Genomic DNA, 25,692 nt, shown 5'->3' with positions numbered 1-25,692 from the left:
GTCGGTTTCGGGAAGAACCGAAAGTCTCGGAATAAGGGGTTTGAGTGCGGTTTCGGTGGACGTTCCATATGACGGTTGAGGGGCGACATTTGTGACTGTGCCGAGTGACGAAAAGTGGGACAAAGTGGGCGAAGTATCGATGAACATTGCCCGTGACCGGCTGTCCGAACTGGTTTCACGGGTACGGGGCGGTGACCGTCTCTACTTGACTGAGGAGGGGAATCATGTCGCCGCCCTAGTCCCGGTCGAGGATGCGGAAGCGCTTGAACAGGCTGAAGACGCCTATCTGGCACGTCGGGCGGATGAAGCCCGTGCTGAACAGGGAGACGATGCTTATACTCCGCTTTCGGTGCTAATGGAGCGTTATGCCACTGCGCGTTACGGGTAGGTTCCAGTGGTCGATGAGAACAACGGATTTCGCCGGTGAAACGTCGATGCCTCCAAACATCGTCATCGGTTATTGGACTGCCTGATGTGGAGTTCACTCCGATTTCGGCAGGTCGCGTATGGTCCATGCGTCCGGATCGTCCACCAGATCGGCAATCGGGCCGGGCAGGGTTCCCGCCGCGATGTCGGCCAAGGTGACGTGCTCTAGGATATTGCGCTCGGCTGCTCGTAGTGCGATCAGCACGTCGGTCAAGGTACCCGCGGCTCCGCGGTAGCGGATGTGTTCGGGACGCTGCCCGCGCACACCGAGCAGGGGACCGTCGACGCAGCGAATGATATCGGCCAGCGAAACCTCGTCGGCGGGACACGAGAGGCGATGGCCTCCGTCGGCACCGCGTTTGGACTGCACGATCGATCCGTTGCGCAGCTGCACCAGGATCGATTCCAGGAATTTGCGGGGCACCTCCTGTTCGGAGGCGATCGAATCGGCCCTGACCCATTCGTCACGGGGTGCGGCGGCCAATACGGCCGTGGCCCGCAGCGCGTAATCCACCCGCGCGCTCAGTCTCACCTGTGTGCTCCTTACCGGTCAGTCATGTCGCGTCACCGTCGTCCCGCTCCTGAACGTCTGTGCTCCACTCCAGGTTAACGCCTTGGTTGAACCGAGGTGTGTTTCAGTACCTGCGTTCGGCGGTGATTCGGCCCGTGACCAGGAAATGAATATTGTTCTGAATATTGAGGGCCGGCAAAAAATAATGAACATTACTAGTGTTTAACCGCACCATGGGCGGTATTCACCTCGCCACGGCGTTAGCTTTGATCGGTTCGTCCTGGGTGAGGTCCCGAAAAAGGTCGTATGACCTGCCTCTCCATTGACTCGAACCGAGTGCGGACCGAGCGGTGACCCCCGAGGTTTCGCGCTGACCATGACGCCTTTGTTGTGTCTACATTCTACAGAATGAGGAACTTCGCCCATGGTGACTCAAGCCCAGTCCACACCTGCCCAGGAGGCCGGGGAACGGAATAACCGGCCCGCAGGCGGCTACGCTCGACCCTTCAGTGCCGCCGCCTGGGTTTTGATCGCCGGTATCGTGCTGGCGACCTTCAACTTCCGTACGGCCATTACCAGCGTGGGTGCCGTGCTTCCCGAGATTCAGCGCGCCCTGGGAATGTCGGAGACACTCGCAGGAGTCTTGACCACGCTCCCGGTCATCGCCTTTGCCTTCCTCGGGGCATTGACCCCGCGCTTCATGCGCCAATGGGGTGCCAAGGCCGTCATGTCCGGGTCGCTGCTGGTGATGGGCTTCGGCCTGTTGGCGCGGGTCAGCGTGGACGGACCTCTTCTTTTTCTCGTCTTTTCCGCCTGTGCCTTGGCGGGCGGCGCGGTCGGCAACGTCGCCGTGCCGGGGATCGTCAAACAGTATTTTCCCTCCAAAATCGGTCCGCTCATGACGACCTACTCGGTTTCGCTGGCCGTGGGAACGGCGATCGCGGCCGCTACGACCGTCCCGATCCACGATATGACCGATTCGTGGGCGTTCACGCTGGCTATTTGGGCTCTCCCCGCTCTGCTGGCGGCTTCGGTCTGGTTGGTGTGGCCACAGCCGGCGGCCGCGAAATCCGGGGGAGAGAACGCGAAGCTGGACGGTGTCCTGCGCACGAAACTGGCGTGGATGTTCATGCTGTTCTTCGGAGGCCAGGCGTCGATCGCCTATATCGGTATGGGCTGGTTGCCGCGTATCCTGCGGTACAACGGCTTGGACGCCCACGAGGCCGGTGCGCTCTTCGGCCTGTACACCCTGGTGGTCATCGTGCCGAGCATGGTGGTTCCCATGCTGGCGGCCTCTCGCGGTAGCCAACGACTGCTTTTCGTCTGCCTGTCGACGTTCAGTCCCTTGGGGCTGCTCGGCCTGTGGTTCATCGGAGGGCCCTTGACGTGGTTGTGGGTCGTTCTCTTCGGTTTCGGAATGGGGATGTTCCCCTTGGCCTTGACCCTGTTTACGCTGCGCGCCCGCACTCCCGCAGGAACCGAAGCGCTCTCCGCCTTCACTCAGTCGGCCGGTTACCTCATGGCCGGGCTGGGGCCCTTCGCGGTGGGAGCGCTGTTCGGAGCCAGTGGCGGTTTCGACCTGCCCTTCATGTTCATGTTCGTCCTAATCGCCGTTCAGGTGGTCGCCGGATTCTACGTGTCCGGAAATCGCTATGTGGAGGACGAGATCGCCGCGGCCAGGTAACGGCTCTCGGAATCATGTCGACGGCGACGCCGACCTCGCGCCGTCCACCCGGTAGCGTCACCGTCTCCCTTCTTTGGCACCATGGGAGTGCGCTAAACCACAAGGCCGTGGTTGAGTTGTAGATACAGGGAGGCATTAGTGACCAGCGAGGTTCTATGGCTGCCGCGCCCGGACGCGGTGGACACCACCAATATCGGGGAGTTCGGTTCCCGGTTGTCCCGTCAGGTCGGAACCGACCTGACCTCGTATCCGGATCTATGGCAGTTCTCGGTAGATGATCCGGCGACGTTCTGGGGCGCGGTGTGGGAGTACTTCCAACTGGGCGAGCCGGTCCCTTCACACCGCGTCTTGACGGAGGATTCCATGCCGGGAGCGGTGTGGTTTCCCGACCAGGGGTTTAACTACGCCAAGGCCGTCCTGAACGCACCCGGCATGGCCGATACCGATGTGGCGATTCGCGCCTATTCCGATACACGGGACACCTTCGAGTGGACTCTCGACGAGTTGCGTTCCATGGTCGCGCGTCTGCGAACGGGGCTCTTGGCCCACGGCGTGCAGAAGGGCGACCGCGTGGCGGCGTGGATGCCGAACATTCCCGAGACCCACGCCTTGATGTTGGCCGCGGCCTCTATCGGTGCGGTGTTCACCTCGTGCGCTCCGGAGTTCGGGGCCAAGGCCGTGATCGACAGATTCCAGCAGGTCAAACCCACGATCCTGTTCGTTACCGACGGATATATGTACGGCAAGAAGAGGATTGAACGTCGCCAGGAGATCGAACAGGTCGTGGAGACGATGGAGGAAGACCTGCGCTCCATCGTCACGTTCAACTACCTCGGTTCGAAAACCGGGGTCGGCAAGAGCTGGGAAGAGTTCACCGCCGCCGAAGGTGAACTGGACTTTGAGATGTTCCCCTTCGAACATCCCCTTTACATCCTTTACTCGTCCGGAACGACCGGATTGCCCAAGGCGATCGTCCACGGGCACGGCGGAATCGCCCTAGAGCACGCCAAGATGCTGGGGCTACACCAGAACCTCGGCCCGGGAGACCGTTTCTTCTGGTACTCCACGACCGGCTGGATGATGTGGAACTATCTCGCCTCCGCTCCGCTGGTGGGAGCGGCTCTGGTGACGTTCGACGGTGCTCCGGATCCGGAAGGCATGTGGCGCATGGCCGAAGACGCCGAAGTCACGTACTTCGGTACCTCGGCTCCGTTCCTCATGGCCTGTCGTGACAGAGGCATCGTTCCCAAGGACGTGGCCGATCTGTCCCGGATTCACGGCATCGGCTCCACGGGTGCCCCACTGCCGGGTGTCGGCTTCGACTACGTGTATGAGGCCATCAGTGACACTGCGCAACTGCAGTCCCTGTCCGGCGGCACCGACCTGTGCACCGGGTTCGTAGGTGGAGCCCCGAACGTACCGGTATGGCGCGGGGAACTGTCGTGCCTGTGCCTGGGCGCAAAAGTGGAGTCCTTCGACCCCGATGGGCATCACGCACTGGAGCGCGAAGGGGAACTGGTAATCACCAAACCGATGCCCTCGATGCCGGTGAGCCTGTGGGGCGACCCTCTGCGCGATCGATACCGCGATACGTATCTGACCGCCTTTCCCGGGATTTGGTGTCACGGTGACTGGATTACCATCACCGATCGCGGCTCGGCGATCATTTCGGGACGGTCGGACGCCACCTTGAACCGGGGCGGGGTTCGGATGGGAACTTCGGAGTTCTACACCGTGGTGGAAGGTATCGACGGTGTCGTTGATTCCCTCGTGGTGCACCTCGACGATGACGACGATCGCCTGATCGTATTCGTGCAACCTACGGAGGGCGTGTCAGTGGACGATGACATGCGTGGCCGGATTTCGACGGCGATCCGTGCGGAACTGTCCCCAAGGCACGTTCCCGACGAGATCCACGAGGTCGGCGCGGTTCCGCGCACCCTCAGTGGGAAGAAGATCGAAGTCCCCCTGAAAAAGATCCTCAAGGGAATCCCAGTGTCACAAGCGGTGTCATTGGAGTCCCTGGCCAACCCGGATGCGATGAACGATTTTTTGAAGTGGGCCCCTTAGACGTTGAAGAGACGTAGTTGAAGCCCTGTCCGTCAGTGAGTGCGCGGTGACGGGGCTTCGACTCTTTTGTCCACAGTGGAGGACGTTCTCCGCGTGGGTGTTTCCTGATTCTATCGTTACGTTCACCTGAAAGAAGGGTAACGGCCCGACGACTTGTCGGGAGCTTTACCCGGCGATTAGGCTTGAACCGCAGGGGATTCGAACAGGTGGGAGATGCCGTGAGCACTGTTAATGCGAGCTGTTTTCGTTTTGAGACGGTCGTGCGTCGAATGGGATGTAATACAGAGCGAAGGTGGCAATAACAGGATAATGTGAGTTTGTGCGTACCGAACGGAGTTTGATCCTGGGAACTCTGGTCATTGCCTGCGCGGCGGTGACCGGTCTTCTGCTGCTTAAAACCCCGACGGACTCCGCACCCGAGCAACCCGCTTGGGTCTTGGTCGATGGAGTCAATGAGGAAGACCCGCCTTCCTTGCCACCGTATTACATCGATGAAGACGGAAACAAAGTGGACCGCGAGGGAAACATCATTGAGGAGGCCGAGCCTCCGGAAGGTGAAGAGTCCGATTCGGACAATAGCGATACCGAATCCGAAGAGGACGGTACTCCTGCCGGCGACGACCGAAAGGAAGGATCGGAATCGGACGCCTGGCTGGAGATGTCCACACCCAAACAAGTGGGACTTTCCTTCGGGCTCATCGGCCTGGCGTTCCTCGCGCTACTGCCGGGGCGCAAGCCACCGGAAAACCTGCGACACTCCGCTTCGTAGGCACGCAGGTCGTCGGCCGCCATCGCGCGGCTGATCGAATAGGCCATACTGGTTGTTCATTCAAATACGTGAGGGGATGCGGCTCTGAACGCATCCCCTCACGCCACGAGTGACCGGGCCGGGTTTGACAACAGTAGTTGGGGTGCTCAAACCCGGCCTATGCTGTGGTCCTGATCTACACCTTGCCTTTAAGCAGCTCACGACTCAAGGCCACTCGTAGGTTCCGATTGGGCCCGTCAACCCGGCGGAAACGGATCGTATCCGTTTCCGCCGGTGGCAGGAGTCTCTACGAAATTCCTGCCACCTACTCGTGAGTAACAAATGCCCGCTTCAGTATGACTCACATTGCCCACCGACGTCAACGGGTAGGGCGGATCGTTCAGGATCGCCACAGTTGAACAGCCTCAATAAAGCGAGGAATCGGCAATTCTCAAAGTGTTGGGTTGGTGTCGATGCCGGGGCGACACCTGATCGGGGTCTCCTGTGGCCGAGACGCGCGATCCTGAGACAGAACTGAGGCGGCACCGGATCGCCTCGTCGGTGCCGCCTCAGTTCAGTTGCGAAAACCGTATTCCAGGTAGGTCAGCGCTTAGTTCTTCCCACGCAACATTTCGCGGGCCATGACCACTCGCTGGATCTGGTTGGTTCCCTCGTAGATCTGGGTGATCTTGGCGTCGCGCATCATGCGCTCGACGGGGAAATCGCTCGTGTAGCCGTAACCGCCGAGGATCTGGACGGCGTCGGTGGTGATGTCCATGGCCGCGTCCGAGGCGTAGCACTTGGCGGCGGCACCGTAGAAGGTGAGATTCTCTTCCACGCGCTCCGATTTGGCGGCGGCCGAGTAGGTCAGCTCGCGTGCTGCGGCTATGCGCATGGCCGCATCGGCCATCATGAACTGGACGCCCTGGAACTGCGTGATGGACTTACCGAATTGCTCACGCTCCTTGGCGTACTCGGTCGCGGTGTCGAGAGCACCCTGCGCGATGCCGAGGGCCTGTGCGGCGATGGTGATGCGGGTGTGGTCCAGCGTCTTCATGGCCAGGTGGAATCCCTTGCCGACCTCGCCGATCACACGGTCGCCGGGGATGCGGACGTCGTCCAGGTAGACCTCGCAGGTGGGTGAACCCTTAATGCCGAGCTTCTTTTCCGGAGCGCCGAAGGAGACGCCCGGGTCGGACTTCTCCACGACGAACGCGGTGATACCGCGTGGTCCGGCCTCCGGATCGGTCACGGCGAACACGGTGTAGTAGTCGCTGACCCCGGCGTTGGAGATCCAGCGCTTGACGCCATTGAGAATCCAACCGTCTCCGTCGCGAACGGCCTTGGTCTTCATATTGGCCACGTCGGAACCGGCTTCGGGCTCGGACAGGCAGTAGGAGAACAGTCCCTCTCCTCGTGCTACCGGAGGCAGGTACTTCTGCTTCAGCTCCTCAGACCCGTCCAGCAACAGGGGGGTGGTGCCCAGCTTGGTGACCGCCGGCATGAGCCCGGTCGACGCGCAGCAGCGGGAGAGCTCTTCGATGACGATGGCAAAACCAAGTGCGTCCAGCCCCGCTCCACCGTATTCGGTGGGGATGTGGGGAGCGTGCAGGTCAGCGGCCTTCAAGGCGTCATAGGAGGCTTGCGGGAACGAGGCCGTGGCATCGACCTCGGCGGCTCGCGGCGCAAGTTCGGCTTCAGCGACCTCACGAACTCCCGAACGAATGTCGGCGTAGTCGTCAGGCATCTCATACGGAGTGAATCCGGTGGTCATCGATGGCTCCCGGTTGTTACTAGTCAGTAATTTCTATAACAATTCTACCGTGCGAACCGCGACCACGTGAAGCCGCGCACGGTGTGAGAATGTCGGCTCCATCTGTGATGGAGTTAAAGCCAAGTATGGCTCACAGGTCTTTCTTCTGCGGAACTGGGCGTCTTACCAGCATATAAGGAACCAGAGTAAGCTCGTCAATCGATCGCTGTGCGGTTCGTCCATGGGGTGCCGTTCGGGACCTCCGCCGTGTTTCCGTCCAGATGGCGAGAACGAACGATGGTAACGACCAGTCCGGTGTCATGGGGTGGTGTGGAAGAAAGGGAGTCGGTCGCGCCGGCTTCGTGTCCCCTTGGGGCCTTGAGAACAGCGAGTACACCTCACTCCTGCTCAAGACGGCTCCAATCCTCGTCGGCCAAGCCCTCGGTGAGGGTATTCGCCGCCTCCTCCACCTCGGCACACAGCCGCTCACGCTCTCCCTCGGTTGCATTTGCGATCCCCATCCGGCACCAGAACACCTCTGAATTCTGTCGATCAATGCTATATTCCACGGAGGTAATCTGGGGTTCGGAGCGGCGATAACGCGGGTCTTTAATGGTCGTATCCTTTGTCGGCACATGTCGATGTGCTGGTCATCAGAGTTTTCGTTTCTCCCGGTACATATTCTTACCATGACGCGTGGAACGAGAGCGGTATCTGAGTCAGGCCGCTCAATGTCCGCTGCAACCAAACCGTGCCTTGCGCGGTGTTGCAAATGAACGGATTGAGAATTAATGCGAGCGATAACATGAATGACACTTAACGCGATTCTCGACAACCTGGCTGAGCACCAGCTTCATATCACGTTCGCGCCACTCTCACCTCGCCGTGAAAGCGTGTAACCCTCATCCGTGAGTTAACCTGACACTGTGCTGCCTACCGGTGGATCGCCTTCACAGGCCCGTCACCACCCCGGCGAAACGCCGACGGCATTCGACCAATCAACGTAAGGACTTCTCAATGAGCTATGAGGCGCATTCGAACCAGACACCGACCGCGCGCCCTACAGTATCCTTCCTAGGTTGCGGCTACCTGGGAGCAACGTATGCCATCTGCTTCGCCGAGATGGGCTACGAAGTCATTGGATACGACATCGATCAGGAAAAAATCGACGCGTTCAATACCGGCACTCTGCCCTTCGTGGAAAAAGGCCTGCCGGAAATGCTGCGGCGTAACCTGGAATCCGGTCGACTGCGCTTCACTACCGACATCGCCGACGTAGCCGACGCCGCCGACGTGCACTTCATCTGCGTCGGAACCCCGCAACGCCCCGGCGAACACAGCGCCGATCTGACCTACATCGAATCGGCCGTCGTCTCACTCTCACAGCACCTCAAGCGCAAGTGCCTCGTGGTCGGCAAGTCCACCGTTCCGGTAGGAACCGCCACCTGGGTGGAAGAACTCATCGAACGCCACACCGGCGGAGAATACGGTATCGAAGTCGGCTGGTCCCCGGAATTCCTCCAGGAATCCAACGCCATGCACGACGTCATGCGCCCCAACCGCATCGTCTACGCCGCCCGCAGCGAATGGGCTCTCAACCTCCTGCGCGCCGCCCACCAGGGAATTCTCGAGCTCGCCGCGTTGGAAGACCGCGAAGTTCCAGTCGTCGAAACCGACTTCGCCACCGCCGAGCTGGTCAAGGTCGCCGCCAACGCATTCTTGTCCACCAAGATCTCCTTCATCAACGCCATGGCCGACCTCTGTGAAACCGCCGGTGGCGACGTCGCCGGTCTGGCCCGCGCGATCGGCTACGACGGTCGCATCGGAAACAAATTCCTCCGCGCCGGAATCGGCTTCGGCGGCGGTTGCCTCCCCAAAGACCTGCGCGCCCTGACCGCGCGCGCCGAAGAACTCGGCGTCGGCGACTCCTTCCACTTCCTCAACGAAGTCGACACCATCAACACCCGGCGTCGCACCAAAGCGGTTCGCGCCATCTCCGAACTCGCGGACCGTCCCAGCGGTCCGGCCGGGCCCAACCTCGAAGGTTTGAAAGTCGCCGTCCTCGGCGCGACCTTCAAACCCGACACCGACGACGTCCGCGACTCCCCAGCCCTGGCGATCGCACGCAAACTCGCCGCCGCACGCGGTGAGGTCATCGTCTACGACCCAGAGGGCCTGGACAACGCCCGAGTAGAAGCACCCGAGCTGTCCTACGCCAAAACCCTGTCCGACGCGGTCGAGAACGCCGATGTCATCAGCATGCTCGTGCCGTGGGAGGAATTCCGAACCCTTGACCCCGAAAGCCTGGGAGCCCAAGTCGGACAGCGCCGCATCTTCGACGGCATGAACGTTCTGGAACCAGCCCGCTGGCGCGCAGCCGGATGGACCTACAAGGGGACAGGACGGTGACCGCTCAGGTTGCCCCAGGCACTCCATATTTACGCTGTGGGGGATTCTCACGACCTGAAGGTCGCGACGAATCCTCCTCGCGCAAATCTGAAGCACCTGGAACAACCTGAGCTCTTCTCCAGCTCTACCGCCGCTGCACTTGCGCCTGTGGCGCTTCGTTCGCGGCTCGCCAGTTCAGTCAGGGGCTTATGCGGTGGTCGAGTTGGTCTTGAAAGTGCAGGTAGCTCTACCACCGCGTCGCACTTTCAGTGCTTGCGGCTCATTTAATCCTCGGTGTTGCGCCGCAGCTTCTTGATGTCGCTCCGGCGCTTCTTTTCCTTGAGACGCCGCCGCACCGATCCCCTCGTCGGCTTCGTCGGTTTGCGTTTCGGCGGGGGCGGGGCGATGGCCTTCTGCAGCAGCGCCTCCATCCGCTCCAGGGCGGTCCGACGATTGCGGAGCTGGGACCGGTGTTCGGAGACGGCGACCGTCACCGCTCCTCCGGCCATCCGCTTCCGCAGATTCTCTATTGCCCGTTGGCGCAGGTGTGGCGGGAGAGCCGTGGTCCCGGCCAGGTTGAAGGACAATTCGACGCGCGAATCGGTGGTGTTGACGCCCTGGCCGCCCGGCCCGCTTGAACGTGAGAAGCGCCAGTAGAGGTCCGCGTCAGGGATGACGATGCCCTCGGTGAGATAGATCGGTGACATGGTGGCGCGCCGGTTTCCTCTGGTCGTGGGTGGTGGGGACCGGGCCAGACTACCCGAGGCGTCTCCTCGACGCGTCGGGGTTTCCGCCCTCCCGAATCCCTGGTTCCTCTCGTCCACGAACTCCTTGCTGCTACGGACGGCCCTCAAATTGATGCCCCGTCCGTCGACGCGCTCCGCCACCGAATCCGGTGCCGGTATCCGCCTACCGGTCGGTCAGGTCCACCAAGCGTTTTGCGGCCACCGACGCTCCGTCCGTGCGGACCTTTTCCACCACGGACTCCGCTTGTTGCGCCACCCCCGGTGCGAGCGCTTTCTCCAGCCCCGCCGACAAGGACTCGACCGTCGGTACCGGACCGTCGTGCGCCGCGCCGATCCCCAGGTCCGCCACTCGTTCCGCCCAGTAGGGCTGATCCGCGATCTGCGGTACGATCACCTGGGGTGCTCCCGCTCTGGCGCAGGTCGTCGTGGTGCCCGCTCCGCCGTGGTGGACCACGGCGGCGACTCTGCCGAACAAGGCCTGCTGGTTCACCTCTCCCACACCGAAGCAGTCGTCCCGCGCCTCGTTCAGGTCCAGGCCGGCCCAACCGCTGGACAGCAGGATGCGGCGTCCCTGTGTTCGCACCGACTCGATGGCTACTTGAGCGACGTCTTCCGCCTCCCGCATTGCCATGCTGCCGAATCCGACGTACACCGGTGGTTCACCGTCGTTCAGGAAGGCCTCCAGCTCGTCCGGCAGCGCTCGCTCGTCCGACGGGATCCACGCCCCGGTCTGAAACGCCTCGTACCCCGCCGCGTTCTTCCACGGGTCCAGCACCGGGTCCGAAGCGATCCAGGGTCGGTCGGTGAAGACGTGGCCGCGGACGTCGTCGACCTCCGCCATCCCGATGGACGTCCGGAAGTCGTTGACCACGCCTCCGAACAGGCTGTTCATGGCCTCACGATTGTGCTCCCACAGGGCGCGGTTGTCCGTGACCCCCTCCGGCAGCGGATGTCCCGGATATGCCATCGGAGCGTGGTGCGGCGACGGAATCACCTTCGAGTAGAACCCGACCAGGGTGTAGTAAGCGCCCAACTTCTCCGCAGCGGCCCTCGCCGCCGCCGACGCCGGGAACAGGCCGGTTCCCAACACCGCGTCGCAGCCACCATCCGCCGCCTCCATGATCGCGTTGTACTGGTCTGCAATTAGTCCGGTCGCGACCTGTTGAATGTAGGACTGGCCCGGTTTCTGCGGCCTGGAGGACACCAGTTCACGCACCGACTGGATGACCGGGACCGATTCCAGGCCGTCCCTTGCCAGCCGCTCCTCGAAGTCCGGCGGTGCGCACACCACGACCTCCACCCCGAGCGCCTTCAATTCCACTCCGAGCCCGACCATGGGCTCGATGTCTCCCCTTGACCCGTAGGCCGACAAAACCACACGCATTCCGTGCCGCTCCCTTCCGCGGTTTCCGTTGATATGCGCCGAGTATGCACGAAGTACCAGGTCATATCGGGCCCCCAGCGGGAGCGGACAGGCTCGAATACCTCGATATACTGGAGACCCCAAGGAGGGAGAGCCCATTTCGGCTCTACCGACGCATTCATACGTCTGGGGCACATGCTGTGAGTGGCCCGCCAATCGGCTCATCCATGGGAAGCGTGAAGTGGGGGTTCTTTCCGGCAGCACCGAAAATCGCGCTTTCCTCTTGCCGTCCAATGCTGAATCGGACGACCGGCATAGAATCGGCCTATGGCGGAGAGTGCTGAGCAACCCGTGGACAAGAGTCGTATCGACAAGCAACAGGTGCGATGGACCCTGGTCTGCGCGATAGCGACGGCCGTCAACCTCGGGTTTGTCATCCGCCTGTTCATACCTATTGTTCTCTGGCCGTATGACAATCTCGGTTCATTGGGGCTGTATTTTGCTGCGACGGCAATCTGGACCGTGTCGCTTGCTTACCAGGCGGCGTTGCTGACCGGACGTTCCGTGTCTCGGACGGCGTTCCAAGCCGTGCAGGCGCTTTCCGCCGGTATAGCAGTAGTTCTTGCAGTTTTCATGGTGGCTGTGGTTTCCCTTGCGAATGCGCTGTTTTCGGGATGGTTCGAGCTGTTCGTGGTGGTCGGTGTCTGTGCGGTCGTTCAGGCTACGGCCATTCGGCGTGGTTGAGGGCCACTTGTCGGCAATCGTCGTTTTGCCCCGGATTGGTCACTATTGAACGGTATGTGTTCGTTCGTTGTTCAGCTGGATTCCCATGGTTCCCGGCTGCACTCGTGGTCTGACTGTGCAGGGCATTCACTATGTTGAGTATTGGATTGGCGGCGATGTGGCCCGATCGAAATTGAATTTAAGAATATAACTCGGTTCCTTCCGAAGGTTTTTGACCGTAGACTGTGAAAATGGTGTCCTCATTTATTGGGCGACATCGTTGGCTGATAAGCATCTTGGCCGTTTTTGCCATTCTTGGTCTGGGGACCTGGTATTGGCAGGGTGAAGCGGTTGAGACCGCCGATGACGTCGTCAGTACGGATGAGCCGATCCTTGCGGCATCGGCTCCTGCCAATTCTGTCGGACCGAGCGATGACGAAACGACTCCCTCTGAATCGCCGAGTCCCGATTCGTCCCCAAGCTCTCACGATTCTTCTGATCCGGAAGAGGTCGAACCGGAACCGTCGTCTCCGAGCGAGCCTGAGGGCAAACCGGTGGCCGACGAGGATTTGTACGGTGGCCCGTTGGGAACGCGCGACCTCGTTGGTGCCGATGAGGTGGCGTTTACCTTTGACGACGGCCCCAGCCCGGAGTGGACCCCGACGGTTCTCGATTTCCTCGCGGAGAACGACATTAACGCTACGTTCTGTCTGATCGGGCAGTATGCCCAGGATTATCCGTATTTGGTGAAGCGGATAGCCGCTGAGGGGCATACCTTGTGCAATCACGCTTGGTATCACGAGCACGATCTCGGTTCGCAGGATCGTGAGGATATCGAAGAGAACATGTTGCGTACCAATGCCGCGATTCGCGAGGCGGCGGGGCCGAACGTGGAGATTCCCTACTATCGCCAGCCTGGCGGGCAGTGGACTGAGCGGGTCATTTCGGTGGCTGACGAGTTGGGTATGGAGTCGATTCACTGGACGGTCGATCCAGGGGACTGGAACAGCGGGACGTCCCGTTCGTATATCGAGGACCATGTGTTGGAGAAGTCCTCGCCGGGCGCGATCATTCTGCTTCATGACGGTGCGGGTAATCAGGAAAGCATGTTCCCGGCGTTGGAGGCGATCGTCTCTGAGTTCGCCGATCGAGGCTACGGCTATACCGCTCTTTAGGCTTCCTGTATGGCTGTTTCCACGCTGGTCATGGCCATGGTCCGGACGACGTCGGGGTCGAGGCGGGTTTTCGCGGTGCCCGTGGCCGCGGCGATGAATCCGTCGCCGTCGGCGCGGGTGTGCGGGGGAGTGATCGCCCGCGCCAGTCCGTCGTGGGCACCTTGCGCGATCAGGTGGCATTCCAGCTTATTGAGCATGGCATTGGTGGATACCACTCCGATGGTGGTGTTGCCGCCTTCGGCGGGGAGGAATGATTCTTCTGGCCAGTGGAAGCGGTCTTTCGCTTGGATTGCCGAGTGTTGTCCGGGCTCTCCGAAGGCGTTGACCACGACGACGGCCTCTACGATGACATCGCGAAACCGCGTGTACGACCAGCCGATTCCGGACGGTCGGCTGATTCCGCGCCATTGACCGACGGTGGCACCGAGGCCGGCTCCCACGGGGCCGAACGGTCCGATGTCCGCTGTGGCGCTCTCACAGGCGGCAATACCGGTCTCTGCGGTCGGTGGGGTGGGTCGGGACTGGTTGAGGTCGAAGATTCCCATGGCGGGGACGATGGGAATGGTCTGGTTGCCGAAACGTACTCCTCGGCCCTGCTCGGCGAGATGACGTACGACGCCGTCGACGGAGGCGAGGCCGAACACCGATCCGCCGCTCAATACCACCGCGTCGATGCCTTGGTTGGCTCGTTGTGGCTCGAGGAGATCGAACTCGCGTGTGGCGGGCGAGCCGCCGCGAATCTCGCCGCTGGCTACGGTTGCCCGGTCGAATAGCGCGACCGTGCAGCCGGAATGGTCCCGTTCGCCGTGTCCGAGCCGAAAGCCCACATGCTGTTGAATCGTCACCGGTCAATCGTAGGCCACGTGAGCCTATTGGTCCTTGGACACTTGCTCCACCGGTTGTTCCGTGTGAGCGGGTTCGGTCTCGCGGGGAGCGGGCACCTTCGTGCTGGAACGCGATTTAAGGCGTCCGGCGATCAGGAGGTACACCCCTGCCGCGCTGATGCACAGGTAGATGACGACGACAGCGGCGGTGGCGATGTCGATGTGTTGGAAGAACTTGTGCAGGTTGAGCACGACGACCAGGAACCCGATGACGAGGCCGAGGCGTCGGGTGGGGATGCGACGTGTCGCCCAGGCGGCCAGGGGGGATATGACGACTCCGCCGGCGACCAGGCCGATGACGACGGGCCACATGACCGTCATGGTGTCCGCCAGGGAGTACCAGAAGCCCACCACGATCGCCGTTGCGGTCAGTGCTTCCGCCACCGATACCGATCCCACGACTTTGGCGGGCGGCAGGCCCGAGGTCGCCAACATGGCGGGAGTCGCGACGGGGCCCCATCCGCCGCCGCCCAGGGCGTTCAAGAATCCGCCCATGAGACCGGTCGGCATGGCGAAGCCGAGACGGGTGGGGGCGACGATGACGTCGCGATCGGTGCGGCGGGCGAACTTCAGGATGATGATGATGCCCAGTCCGGCCAGGATGATCGCGGTGACGGGTGTGGCGGCGTTGATCGACAGGGAGGTCAGGGCCGTGGCACCGAAGAAGCCTCCGAGCATGCCTGGAACGGCGAGCAGCCCGGTGAGCTTCCAGTGGACGTTTCCCATCTTCCAGTGCGACAGTCCGCTGGCGTAACCGACTCCGGCGGTGGCGACGTTGACCGTCGCGCTGGCGACGACGGGGGTGATACCGGCGCTGAGCAGGATTGTGGTGGCGATAGTCCCGTATCCCATGCCAAGGGAGCCATTAACCGCTTGCGCCAAGATCCCTCCGACGGCGGCGGTGAAGATAGTGATCATGGTAAATCCTTTGGCGAGATAGGATAACGAGTACTGAATATTAAAACTCTACCAATTTAGTATGGAAAAGAAGCAGGGGGATCCAAGCCTCTGATGTGACTGTGCTGAAGCTGTGGGCGCCGTGTTGCACCGTCCCGTTGGAATGCGCACGTGCGAGATGTTCGCCATCCGAGTGCCACCCACCTGAGCCGAGTCATGACCGACGTCATAGCGTTGATAGCGGGGCATGAGTCCGCCCGTTGACTTGCAGAGAAGCACCAGAATGGGAGCAATTGAACATGGGTAAGAAAGTTACCGTCGTAGGCGCAGGATTCTACGGCTCCACCACTGCTCAGCGTCTCGCCGAGTACGACGTCTTCGACACCGTCGTGCTGACCGACATCGTGGAGGGAAAGCCGGAGGGCCTGGCGCTCGACATGAACCAGTCTCGCCCCGTCGAGGGATTTGAGACCACCGTGGTCGGTACTACCACCGACAACGACGGGAACGGCTACGAGCCCACCGCTGGTTCCGACATCATCATCATCACCGCCGGACTCCCCCGTAAGCCCGGTATGAGCCGCATGGACCTCCTGGAAGTCAACGCCAAGATCGTTCGTTCGGTCACCGAGAACCTGGTGGCTCACTCCCCCGACGCCGTCATCATCGTCGTCTCGAACCCGCTCGACGAAATGACCGCGCTGACGTCCATCGCCTCCGGGTTCCCCAAGAACCGCGTCCTCGGTCAGGCGGGCATGCTCGACACCGCTCGCTTCACCAACTTCGTGGCCGGCGAGCTCGACGTGCCGGTCAAGTCGGTCAAGACTCTCACGCTCGGGTCGCACGGCGACACCATGGTCCCCGTGCCGAGCCAGTCGTCGGTGGACGGCAAGCCACTGTCCGACGTCCTCTCGCAGGACAAGATCGACGAACTCGTCGACCGCACCCGCAATGGCGGTGCTGAGGTCGTCGCTCTGCTCAAGACCGGTTCGGCCTACTACGCCCCGTCCGCTGCCGCCGCCCGCATGGCCAAGGCCGTCGCCGAAGACTCCGGTGACACCATGCCCGTCTGCGCCTGGGTCGACGGCCAGTACGGCATCAGCGACGTCTACCTGGGTGTGAACGCCCGGATCGGCGCCGAAGGTGTCAAGGAGGTCGTGGAGACCCCGCTGACCGATGACGAGTCCGCGAACTTGAAGACCGCCGCCGAGGCCGTCCGTGCCAAGCAGGCCGACGTCGCCGACATGTAGCGCGGTCCACGAACTGGATTGTCGGGGGCGCGTGCTGTGAACGGCGGCTCGCGCCCTCAAATTAATTTGAGCAAGATACCAAATTAGATTATTGTTCACTTAACGACCCTGCTGAAAACGTTACGAAGAAGTCTCAAAGCAGTCTCGAATCACCAACACTCCCGCGACTCGCTAGGCTTAAGCTGTGATCGCTGTCCTCGAACGCCCGATCCGTTGGTTGGCGGGCCAATCCTCGCAGCCATGGCGGCCCTATATACCAGGAAAACCAACCTCCTGGGTGCCCGACATCGCCATGCTGGTGATGCTTGCCGTCATTACCTACCTGCTCGTATCGCCGAGCGCCCTGGTGCATTTCGACGTCGACCTACGCGACTTTGTGATGGAACACCGCCCGGAATGGCTCAGGTGGGTGTTTCTCACCCTCGTGTGGAGCGGGCAAGGGGGAGTCCTCGGCGGGACCGCCCTCGTCCTCGCCGGACTCATGTCCTACCGCTACACCACCGTCCGGCCCCTGCTCGCCTGGGTGGCCGCCTACTTCATGATGGGGCTGCTCGCACCGTACAAGTGGATCACCGATCGCCCCGCGCCCCGCTGTCGGATGCCGAGCGAGCAGACCGGTTACAGCGACTGCTCCTCAGTCGGCGACTACGTTGACGCCTTCCACGCCACACTCTTTTCCGGGCTGGAAACCGCCGATTCCTTCCCCTCCGGGCACGCGGTCAACACGATCGTGTGGTGCGGAATCATCGTTCTCTGCACGGGATACCTGTTGCGCCCCTGGATGCGGAAGGCCATCCTACTCACACCCCCGATTCTGGCCTATATCTCCATGATCGGGCTCCACTATCATTGGTTCTGGGATATCCCGGCCGGACTTCTCTTCGGCGGGATCATCATCCGAATCGTGTACCGCGTGCCCTGGACGACGATTCCCTTGCCCGCCATACTGGAACCCGAACGGAAGTATCAATAGCCCGATGAGCCGGACCCAACTCAAACGTGAGCTCGGCCTGCCCGGAGCCGTCGCCATCGGCATGGCGTCCATGCTGGGCGCGGGAGTGTTCACCGTTTGGGGACCGGCCGTCGCGGCCGCCGGGTCGGCGATCACCCTTCTCATCGCGCTCGCCATCGCTACCGGCGTCGCCTACTGTAATGCCGATTCCTCGGCACGACTGGCCGCCAGGTACCCGCAGTCCGGGGGAGCCTATCTGTACGGCAATAAACGGCTGAATCCGGCGGCGGGATTTCTCGCCGGATGGTCGTTTCTCACCGGGAAAAGCGCCTCCGCCGCCGCCATGGCACTCACCCTCGGCAGCTACCTCGCCCCCGACTACGCCAAGCCGCTCGCCGTAGCCGCGATCATTGTTCTTCTGGCCGTCAACCTCCTGGGTATTCGGAAAACCACCATCGCGACCGCGATTTTTCTCCTGGTCACGCTCGGAATACTTGCCATCATCATTACCACCGGCTGGTCGGCGGGAAGCTGGCGCGAAACTCTGGACGAGGCCAGTGTCCACGGCACCTTCACCGCCGCCGGGCTGCTGTTCTTCGCTTTCGCCGGATACGCCCGCCTGGCCACCCTGGGAGAGGAAGTGCGACGTCCGCAATGGACGATCCCCCGTGCTATTCCGCTCGCGCTTGTCTTGACCGTGGCCGTGTACCTCTTGGTCGCTGCCACCGCACTTCACGTGCTCGGTTCGGCCACCCTGTCGGAAAGCACCACGGCCTTGGCCGACGTGGCCGCTGCCGTAAACCCGGCCTTGATCCCGATCGTGGCCATCGGTGCGGCCGTGGCGGCCACTGGAGTGCTGCTGTCTCTGCTCGCGGGGATGGGACGGACGGCATTGGCCATGGCCCGGGACGGCTGGCTGCCGCGGCGATTCACGGCCGTCTCGGAGCGGTTCAGTGTCCCTTGGGTCGCCGAAGTCGCCGCCGCGACCGCCGCCATCGTCATCGTCAGCGTCTTTGACATCGTCACGGCCATCGGATTCTCGAGTTTCTGCGTCCTCATCTACTACGCCGTCGCCAACGCCTCCGCCACCACCCTCAACGGGCGGAAAGTCGTACCCTGGCTAGGGCTCGTGGGGTGTCTGCTCATGGCGATCGCACTTCCGCCCGAATCCGCGCTCTCCGGTGCGACGGTCATTGCGCTCGGAATGCTTGTGTACTTTGTCCTGGCACGTCGAGCCGGGAGAAACCGAGCCGACGCCGCTTAGTGCTCCTCGCCGACCACTTCGCGGCGCCGCCGATCACGTGCCGCCCGCAAGGCCCTGACGACCTCGGGACGGTGTTTCTCGGCGGCGGGAGAGTCCACCAGTTGCGCCAGCGCCTGAAAATAGGCCTCCGGTTTCATACCCAGGTCATCGACGATCGCCTGGATCTTATTACCGCTTTCCTGCCACCACCGGGCCTCGAAGTCGAGGATGTCGCGCTGTCGATCGGTGAGTGACGCCGTCATGGTCGGCTCCTAAATCCAGTCGATGAGGTCGGCCACCGAATCGGTGACGTGATTGGGGCGGAACGGATACTGCTCCACCTCGTCCATGGTGTTGGTAACCCCCGACAGAACCAGCACGGTATGCAGTCCGGCTTCGAGTCCGGAGAGCACGTCGGTGTCCATACGGTCGCCGATCATGACCGTCGACTCCGAATGCGCCTGCAGTTTACGCAGGGCGTGGCGCATCATGACCGGATTCGGCTTACCGACGTAATAGGGCTCCTTGCCGGTGGCCTTGCTGATCATCGCCGCCACGGCACCGGTCGCGGGCAACAGTCCGTCCTGCGAGGGGCCGGTGGCGTCGGGGTTGGTGCAGACGAAGCGAGCGCCGTCCTTGATCAGCCGTACGGCGGTGGTGATGGAGGCGAAGTCGTAGCGGCGAGTTTCGCCGAGGACGACGTAGTCGGGGCGGTAATCGGTGAGGATGTAGTCGATGTCGTGCAGGGCGGTGGTGAGCCCGGCTTCGCCGATGACGTAGGCCGAGCCGCCGGGGCGTTGGCTTTTGAGGAAGTCGGCCATGGCCAGCGCGGATGTGTAGATGGATTCGAGGGGTACGTGCAGCCCGGAGTTCTTCAGACGCACGTGGAGGTCGCGTGGAGTGTAGATGGAGTTGTTGGTGAGCACGAGGAAGCGTTTCTCGGCTTCCTGTAGGCGTTCGATGAATTTGTTGGCTCCTGGAACGGGGGCTCCCTCGTGGACGAGGACGCCGTCCATATCCGACAGCCAGGAGTCAAACGGTCCGGGTGGCGGTGTGTTTGTCATGGGGTTAAGTCTGCCATCCAGGCGGTCTATCGGCCACTTGGGAGCGGAAAACTTCATGTGGCGGTGACGTTGGCGATGGATCGGTTACGTCGGTGTCATCGTATCGTCGTTTGATCGGCATGGGCGAGGTAGGCGTCGTCTCCCTCGCGCCGGGGCAGGGACACGTATCCTGGCGGTTGTGTATATCGTATTGGCTGCCTCGCTTGTCGTCGCTTCCGGCGCGATGGCGGGCCTACTGGGATACTGGACCATTAAGCTAGGGAGAAATAAGTGACTGGCCAAGAAAGCGACGTGCCCGAAGAGTTCGCCACCACCTACCAGTCGGTCGAGCCGTACCCCTATGAGGAGACGAATAACCTTCGCAAAGGCCCGGACCTACACGGTGACCTGCTTCCCCTGCTGCCCTTGGTCGGCAAATGGCGCGGCCGAGGACAAGGCGGCTACCCGGACGTGGAGGACTTCTTCTACGCCCAGGAAGTGGAATTCTCCCACGACGGTCGCCCCTTCCTGTACTACCGGGCACGGTCGTGGATCGTCGACGCGGACGGCAAGGCCATTCGCCCCGCCGCGCAGGAATCCGGGTACTGGAAGATCGAAACCGGCAAGGGCAACCAGCCCGAAGTCGAAGCCATGATCGCCCACCCCACCGGAATCCAAGAGCTCTTCTACGGCCAGGCCAAGGGCACGCAGATCGAAGTCGGTACCGACGCCGTCATGCGCAGCCCCCACGCCAAGGAAGTGACGGCGGAAAAGCGGCTGTACGGGATCGTGGAAGGTGCCCTGATGTACGCCATAGAGATGGCCGCCGAAGGCCACCCCATGACGCCGCACCTCTCGGCCCGCCTGGAGCGCGTCGAAGGCTGAACCACGCCGCTCCTCAGGTCGCCCGTTTCAGGAGGCGATCGAGAACGGTCATGCTTCCGGTTTTGGACAGAGGGTCGTTGCCGTTGCCGCACTTGGGGGAATGGATGCAGGAGGGGCAGCCGCGCTCGCATCCGCAGTCGGCAATGGCTTCCCGAGTGGCCGACAACCAGGTGGCCATGTCCCGGTATCCGGCTGCGGCAATACCCGCTCCTCCTGGATGACCGTCGTAGATGAAGATGGTCGGAGTCTCGGTATCGGGATGCAGGTCGGTCGACAGTCCGCCGATGTCCCACCGGTCGCAGGTGGCGATCAGTGGCAATAGACCGATCGCAGCGTGTTCGGCGGCGTGCAGGGCACCGGCCAGGTCCGCGATATCGCTGACGACTGATTCCTGGAACGTCCACCACACCGCCTTGGTCTGTAGCGTTTGGGCGGGTAGATCGAGTGGACGGGTATCAATGACCTCCCCGCTGGGAGAGCGTCGGCGCTGGTAGGACACCACCGCATTGGTGACTTCCACCGAGCCGTAATACATGGAGATGTCGCCGAATTGCTCCACGCTTTCGGTATCGATGATCTCCAGGTGGGAGATGTCCTGCGTCGAGGTGGTCCATGGCGGGTTGGCGCGGTGCACGAGGGCCGCTCGACCGTCGAGATCGAGCTCATCGACCAGAAAAGTCTGTCCTTGATGGACGTATACCGCACCGGTGTGCACGAGGCGGTGGGAGGCCGAGAGATCCACCGTGCCGATGAGTTCCCCGCTGTCGATCTCGGCTATGTCCACTTCGCCGGGACCCGAACCACGCAGATTGACCTCGGGTCGTTCGTCTCCCACCCAGTAATAACGACCTCCGGCGCGGCGGCGGAGGAGTTTCTGCGAGCACAGTTCGGAGACGACGTCCATCGCTCCCGGTAGTCCTTCCAGCTCCGATTCCAGGAGCGGTTTTTCCCCGGCGGCCAGACACAGATGACCGGCCAGGACATACGGATTCGCCGGGTCGCACACCCCTGCCTCAACTGGATGTTCCAGGAGTCGTTCGGGGTGGTGAATGAGGTAGGTGTCCAGCGGATCGTCCTTGGCGATGAATACGGCCAGCGCGTCTTTGGACGTTCGACCCGCACGCCCGACCTGCTGCCAGAATGACGCCAGACGGCCCGGGTATCCGCAGAGTATGACCGCGTCCAGTCCGGTGATGTCGATTCCCAGTTCGAGCGCGTTGGTGGTGGCCAGCCCCATGAGTGAGCCGTCGCGAAGTCGATCTTCCAGTTCACGACGGTGTTGCCGGAGGTATCCGGCGCGGTAGGCGGCGATACGGTCGCCGACCGGGTCGGCCCCGAGCCGGTCTTTGGTCTCGGAGGCGACGATTTCGGCTCCGCGTCGAGACGGGACGAACGCGAGGGTGCGGTAGTTGCGAGAAGTGAGGTCGGCAAGCAGCCGGGCGGTTTCGCTGAGGGTGGAGACGCTGATGGTCTCTCCGCCCATTTCAATGGAACTGCAGGTGGTGAGGGCGACGGTGGTGTCCGGTCGACCGGAGGAGTCACCGGTGACGGCGTGAGCGGGACGCCCGGTGAGGGTTTCCAGGAGGTCGGCCGGGTTGGCGCAGGTGGCGGAGGCGGCGATGACGGTGGGATCGGCATGGTAGTGCCGGGCGAGGCGTAGGAGACGGCGGACCACCCAGGACATGTGCGAACCGAAGATGCCCCTGTACAGGTGGGTTTCGTCGATGACGAGGTAGCGCAGCCCGGAAAGGAAGGCGCGCCAGCGCCGGTGGCGGGGCAGTAGGGAGTGGTGGAGGAGGTCGGGGTTGGTGAACACCATGTTGGCGTAGGCAGCGGCCCAGCGGCGCTCGTCGTAGGGGGTGTCTCCGTCCACGACTGCGGGAACGACGCCGCTGAATTCGATGTCGGTGACGGCGCGTGCCTGGTCGACGGCGAGCGCTTTGGTGGGCGAGAGGTAGAGAGTCTTGGCGTGTTCGGAGCTCGAGATGGCCTCCAAGGTGGGTAGGAGGTAGGCAAGGCTTTTTCCGGAGGCCGTTCCTGTGGAGACGATGGTGTCGTGGCCGTCGTAGGCACTGGTGGCGGCGTCGACTTGATGAGCCCAGGGTTGATCGATTCCACTGCGGGAGAACGCGTCGCGTAGTTCGGGCGTGGCCCAGTCGGGCCACGTGACGGCTTGGGGAAGGCGGCTGGGGAGTTGGTGCAGGTGGGTGAGGTTCTCTCCGCAAATATCGGCGGCTAGGTCGGGAGTCCGCATTCTCCAATGATGCCGTGTGGGTATGAGAGTTACCGATAATTGGTGGTGCAATTTTTTGCACAGAAAACTTGAGCGCTCATCAGGGGTTCTATCATGGCGTTTGATCATTAAGTTTAGTTTACGAGTGATGTTTACCACTAGATTTCCGTAATATTTCTACTGTGGAGAACGAGTATAAATCACGAAATTGCCCGAAATTTCCGTTTTGATGGTACATAATCGACACACTCGATTACGGATAGTCGTCATGCGGCTCGTTCAATGGCTTGTCGGGGGCAAATGCCGGGTGATACAAAAGCTGTCGCATACGTGCCAGCACGCCCATGCTGGAAGTGAACGGAATACTCAAGGAGGAGACCGTGGCGTCGTCCACTAAATCCGGAGGAAGTGCCCTCGCTGTTCTACAGCGGCTCGGGCGAAGCCTCATGTTGCCGATCGCGACTCTGCCCGCGGCGGCTCTGCTACTACGTTTGGGACAAGATGACCTGCTCGGCCCCGATGGTCTCGGTCAATATCTCGACTGGATGAACCCCGTGGCGAAGGTGGTCGGAGCGGCCGGTGGCTCGCTCTTCGACAACCTCCCCATTCTTTTCGCCGTCGGTATCGCCTTTGGATTCGCCAAAAAAGGCGACGGCTCGGCGGCGGTGGCCGGTCTCGTCGGCTACCTCGTTTTCCATAACGTCAGCATGAGCATGTTCGCTGACTCCAGCATTTCCGACGATGTCATGGTTCAGGACGCCGAAGGAGAGCCGCTGCTCAACCTCGGCATGCAGAACCCGACCGGGGTTCTCGGCGGTGTCGTCATCGGTATCGTCGCCGCGCTTCTTTGGCAACGTTTCCACCGCATCAAGTTGCCGACCTGGCTGTCGTTCTTCGGTGGACGTCGTTTCGTGCCCATCGTTACCGCCGTGTCGGCACTGCTGTTGGCGGTTCTGGCCGGCTTTGTATGGCCCGCCGTTTCCGGCCCCATCGACGACTTCGGTAACTTCCTGACCGACTACGGTGCCATCGGTGCCGGTATCTACGGTGTCATCAACCGTCTGCTGTTGCCGTTCGGTCTGCACCACATTCTCAATTCCGTCGTCTGGTTCACCGTTCCCAACTGTGAAGTGGACGGCCAGACCTACACCGGGGATCTGAACTGTTACTTCCAAGGTGTGGAAGGAACCGGTACGTTCATGGCCGGATTCTTCCCGATCATGATGTTCGCGATGCCGGCCGTTGTGCTCGCCTTCTACGTGACCGCTCGTCCGGAGAACAAGAAGACCGTCGCCTCCTTCGCCATCGCCACGGGTGTGACCTCGTTCGTCACCGGTATCACCGAGCCGATCGAGTTCGCCTTCATCTTCATCGCTCCGCTGCTGCTCGGTGTTCACGCCGTGCTGACCGGTGTGTCGCTGTTCTTGGCCGACATATTGGGGGTCAAGATAGGCTTCGGATTCTCAGCGGGCGCAATCGACTACGTATTGAACTTTACGAAGTCCAATACGGAAAATCCGCTGGGTGTGGTGCTCATCGGTCTGATCATGTTCGCCGTATACTTCTTGATCTTCACCTTCCTGATCAAGAAGCTCAACCTGCCGACGCCGGGACGTGAGGCCCTGGACGGCAACGGCACGGCCGACGACGGCGACGAAAAGGCCGAGGCCAAGGCCGATAAGGAGTCCTCTTCCGGCTCCACGACGTCCGAGTCCGAGGACAAACCGAAGAACGATAAGAACCACTAGCACTCGCGCAGGTGAGGGCGACCGCACTCAGTCGGATCGCCCTCGCCTGCGACATCGTCACTGTCTGTTTCAGAACAGAAACGGGCGGAACAGGCGCCGGTCGTGGCACTGTTGCAGCAGTGCCGGGAACTCACCTCCCCAGGGCAAAGCGGGCGCGAACCGTTTCAGGGACGGTGAGCCGTCGCGGACGTCCCAAAGGCGCCTCGCGAACCTCTCAGGCGACTTACGCTGTTTAACGGGATGAGAATCCCCTACGGAAAGGGAACAACCATGGACAAAGCCGAAGCCATCGTTGCCGGTCTGGGTGGACTCGACAACATTCTCGAGATCGAACCGTGCGCCACTCGTCTGCGTACCGAGGTCGAGGACGAAGGGGCCGTCGACGAAGCCGCGCTGAAGAAGGCCGGTGCGTTCGGGGTCATGTCCTCCGGAAACGTCATTCAAGTGGTCGTCGGGCCGGAAGCCGACAACATCGCCTCCGACATCGAAGATCTGCGATAAGGACATACAGCATGGCTGAAGTACTGGCTCCAGTGGCCGGCGACATCACCCCGCTCGACCAGGTCTCCGACCCGGTCTTCGCGCAGGGATTCGTCGGCCCGGGGCTGGCGGTCACACCGGTCGCCGAGCCCACCACCGCAGTCGCCGCCATCGGCGGCACGGTTACCAAACTCCATCCGCACGCCTACGTCATCACCGGTGACGACGGGCGTGGAGTCCTCGTGCATCTGGGAATCGACACCGTCGAACTCAAAGGCGAAGGATTCACACTCCTGGCCGCTGAAGGCGACACCGTCACCGCCGGCCAAGCGATCGTGGAGTGGAATCCCGCTGAGATCAAGGCCGGAGGCAAGGACACCGTTTGCCCCGTCGTCGCGCTCGACGGACAACCCGATGCGATAACCGATCACGCCACCGGGGAAGTCTCCGCGGGAGATCGCCTTTTCACGTGGCAGTAAGCATATAGATC

24 protein-coding genes are annotated in these 25,692 nt (G+C 61.8%); 14 read left to right on the top strand and 10 right to left on the bottom strand.

Annotation, left to right across the window (positions count from 1 at the left end; genetic code table 11):
* The first annotated feature begins 91 nt into the window (after positions 1-91).
* Positions 92-388, top strand: a complete 297-nt coding sequence (locus HALAL_RS0104365) for a type II toxin-antitoxin system Phd/YefM family antitoxin (protein ID WP_156937594.1) — start codon at positions 92-94, stop codon at positions 386-388.
* Positions 389-481: 93 nt separating this feature from the next.
* Here the strand turns inward: HALAL_RS0104365 and HALAL_RS0104360 are convergent, their stop codons facing one another.
* Positions 482-958, bottom strand: a complete 477-nt coding sequence (locus HALAL_RS0104360; protein WP_025272829.1) for an RrF2 family transcriptional regulator — start codon at positions 956-958, stop codon at positions 482-484.
* 403 nt (positions 959-1,361) lie between these two features.
* Here HALAL_RS0104360 and HALAL_RS0104355 point away from each other — a divergent pair, with 403 nt between their 5' ends.
* From HALAL_RS0104355 to HALAL_RS0104345, 3 genes are all read left to right on the top strand, one after another.
* Complete coding sequence (locus HALAL_RS0104355; protein WP_025272828.1) at positions 1,362-2,621, top strand: CynX/NimT family MFS transporter; 1,260 nt, start codon at positions 1,362-1,364, stop codon at positions 2,619-2,621.
* A gap of 138 nt (positions 2,622-2,759) precedes the next feature.
* Positions 2,760-4,691, top strand: a complete 1,932-nt coding sequence (locus HALAL_RS0104350) for an acetoacetate--CoA ligase (RefSeq protein WP_029767366.1) — start codon at positions 2,760-2,762, stop codon at positions 4,689-4,691.
* A 319-nt stretch (positions 4,692-5,010) separates the two neighbouring features.
* Complete coding sequence (locus HALAL_RS0104345) at positions 5,011-5,460, top strand: hypothetical protein (RefSeq protein ID WP_025272827.1); 450 nt, start codon at positions 5,011-5,013, stop codon at positions 5,458-5,460.
* A 589-nt stretch (positions 5,461-6,049) separates the two neighbouring features.
* Here the strand turns inward: HALAL_RS0104345 and HALAL_RS0104340 are convergent.
* Positions 6,050-7,213, bottom strand: a complete 1,164-nt coding sequence (locus HALAL_RS0104340; protein ID WP_025272826.1) for an acyl-CoA dehydrogenase family protein — start codon at positions 7,211-7,213, stop codon at positions 6,050-6,052.
* 377 nt (positions 7,214-7,590) lie between these two features.
* The gene (locus tag HALAL_RS19170) at positions 7,591-7,713 is read right to left on the bottom strand and encodes a hypothetical protein (protein ID WP_281171598.1); all 123 of its coding nucleotides are present in this window, start codon (positions 7,711-7,713) and stop codon (positions 7,591-7,593) included.
* 496 nt (positions 7,714-8,209) lie between these two features.
* On the opposite strand from HALAL_RS19170, the gene HALAL_RS0104330 reads away from it, so the two are divergent.
* Entirely contained in the window at positions 8,210-9,601 is a 1,392-nt protein-coding gene (locus HALAL_RS0104330) for a UDP-glucose dehydrogenase family protein (protein ID WP_051462728.1), read from the top strand.
* Between the two features lie 263 nt (positions 9,602-9,864).
* Here HALAL_RS0104330 and arfB read toward each other — a convergent pair whose 3' ends face one another.
* The gene (arfB, locus tag HALAL_RS0104325) at positions 9,865-10,404 is read right to left on the bottom strand and encodes an alternative ribosome rescue aminoacyl-tRNA hydrolase ArfB (RefSeq protein WP_245598033.1); all 540 of its coding nucleotides are present in this window, start codon (positions 10,402-10,404) and stop codon (positions 9,865-9,867) included.
* 85 nt (positions 10,405-10,489) lie between these two features.
* Positions 10,490-11,710, bottom strand: coding sequence for a glycosyltransferase (locus HALAL_RS0104320; RefSeq protein WP_025272823.1), 1,221 nt, complete (start codon positions 11,708-11,710; stop codon positions 10,490-10,492).
* A gap of 306 nt (positions 11,711-12,016) precedes the next feature.
* Here HALAL_RS0104320 and HALAL_RS0104315 point away from each other — a divergent pair, with 306 nt between their 5' ends.
* Together HALAL_RS0104315 and HALAL_RS16500 are read left to right on the top strand one after the other, a co-directional pair.
* Positions 12,017-12,433 (top strand): hypothetical protein, encoded by a 417-nt coding sequence (locus HALAL_RS0104315; protein ID WP_025272822.1) that lies wholly within the window; start codon positions 12,017-12,019, stop codon positions 12,431-12,433.
* A gap of 230 nt (positions 12,434-12,663) precedes the next feature.
* Complete coding sequence (locus HALAL_RS16500; RefSeq protein ID WP_051462726.1) at positions 12,664-13,587, top strand: polysaccharide deacetylase family protein; 924 nt, start codon at positions 12,664-12,666, stop codon at positions 13,585-13,587.
* Here the strand turns inward: HALAL_RS16500 and HALAL_RS0104305 are convergent.
* Complete coding sequence (locus HALAL_RS0104305; protein WP_211240422.1) at positions 13,584-14,432, bottom strand: P1 family peptidase; 849 nt, start codon at positions 14,430-14,432, stop codon at positions 13,584-13,586. The genes HALAL_RS16500 and HALAL_RS0104305 overlap by 4 nt on opposite strands.
* 24 nt (positions 14,433-14,456) lie before the next feature.
* On the bottom strand, positions 14,457-15,389 hold the full coding sequence (locus tag HALAL_RS0104300) for a sulfite exporter TauE/SafE family protein (RefSeq protein WP_025272819.1): 933 nt from the start codon (positions 15,387-15,389) through the stop codon (positions 14,457-14,459).
* Between the two features lie 278 nt (positions 15,390-15,667).
* Here HALAL_RS0104300 and mdh point away from each other — a divergent pair, with 278 nt between their 5' ends.
* From mdh to HALAL_RS0104285, 3 genes are all read left to right on the top strand, one after another.
* Complete coding sequence (gene mdh / locus HALAL_RS0104295) at positions 15,668-16,618, top strand: malate dehydrogenase (RefSeq protein WP_025272818.1); 951 nt, start codon at positions 15,668-15,670, stop codon at positions 16,616-16,618.
* A 184-nt stretch (positions 16,619-16,802) separates the two neighbouring features.
* Complete coding sequence (locus HALAL_RS0104290; RefSeq protein ID WP_156937593.1) at positions 16,803-17,591, top strand: phosphatase PAP2 family protein; 789 nt, start codon at positions 16,803-16,805, stop codon at positions 17,589-17,591.
* 4 nt (positions 17,592-17,595) lie between these two features.
* A complete protein-coding gene (locus tag HALAL_RS0104285; protein ID WP_025272816.1) occupies positions 17,596-18,834 on the top strand; it encodes an APC family permease in 1,239 nt (412 codons plus the stop codon).
* On the opposite strand, the gene HALAL_RS0104280 is transcribed toward HALAL_RS0104285, so the two are convergent.
* Together HALAL_RS0104280 and HALAL_RS0104275 are read right to left on the bottom strand one after the other, a co-directional pair.
* The gene (locus HALAL_RS0104280; protein WP_025272815.1) at positions 18,831-19,076 is read right to left on the bottom strand and encodes a DUF3263 domain-containing protein; all 246 of its coding nucleotides are present in this window, start codon (positions 19,074-19,076) and stop codon (positions 18,831-18,833) included. The genes HALAL_RS0104285 and HALAL_RS0104280 overlap by 4 nt on opposite strands.
* A 9-nt stretch (positions 19,077-19,085) precedes the next feature.
* Positions 19,086-19,877 (bottom strand): HAD-IIA family hydrolase, encoded by a 792-nt coding sequence (locus HALAL_RS0104275; RefSeq protein ID WP_025272814.1) that lies wholly within the window; start codon positions 19,875-19,877, stop codon positions 19,086-19,088.
* A 270-nt stretch (positions 19,878-20,147) separates the two neighbouring features.
* Between HALAL_RS0104275 and HALAL_RS0104270 the strand changes: the two genes are divergently transcribed.
* Entirely contained in the window at positions 20,148-20,741 is a 594-nt protein-coding gene (locus HALAL_RS0104270) for a heme-binding beta-barrel domain-containing protein (protein WP_025272813.1), read from the top strand.
* A gap of 13 nt (positions 20,742-20,754) precedes the next feature.
* Here the strand turns inward: HALAL_RS0104270 and HALAL_RS0104265 are convergent, their stop codons facing one another.
* Positions 20,755-22,995 carry a DEAD/DEAH box helicase gene (locus HALAL_RS0104265; protein WP_025272812.1) on the bottom strand — a complete coding sequence of 747 codons (2,241 nt, stop codon included), beginning with the start codon at positions 22,993-22,995 and terminating at the stop codon, positions 20,755-20,757.
* Positions 22,996-23,354: 359 nt separating this feature from the next.
* Here HALAL_RS0104265 and HALAL_RS0104260 point away from each other — a divergent pair, with 359 nt between their 5' ends.
* From HALAL_RS0104260 to HALAL_RS0104250, 3 genes are all read left to right on the top strand, one after another.
* Positions 23,355-24,722: a PTS transporter subunit EIIC gene (locus tag HALAL_RS0104260; protein WP_029767360.1), complete on the top strand. Its 1,368-nt coding sequence runs from the start codon at positions 23,355-23,357 to the stop codon at positions 24,720-24,722.
* Positions 24,723-24,992: 270 nt separating this feature from the next.
* Positions 24,993-25,223, top strand: a complete 231-nt coding sequence (locus tag HALAL_RS0104255; protein WP_025272810.1) for a PTS sugar transporter subunit IIB — start codon at positions 24,993-24,995, stop codon at positions 25,221-25,223.
* Positions 25,224-25,234: 11 nt separating this feature from the next.
* Positions 25,235-25,681 (top strand): PTS sugar transporter subunit IIA, encoded by a 447-nt coding sequence (locus HALAL_RS0104250; RefSeq protein WP_025272809.1) that lies wholly within the window; start codon positions 25,235-25,237, stop codon positions 25,679-25,681.
* The last annotated feature ends 11 nt before the right edge of the window (positions 25,682-25,692 follow it).

The sequence above is a fragment of the Haloglycomyces albus DSM 45210 genome (genome assembly GCF_000527155.1).
Taxonomy (GTDB): domain Bacteria; phylum Actinomycetota; class Actinomycetes; order Mycobacteriales; family Micromonosporaceae; genus Haloglycomyces; species Haloglycomyces albus.
Note: the sequence above shows the minus strand (reverse complement) of the source record. Positions and strands in the feature narration are given on the sequence as shown.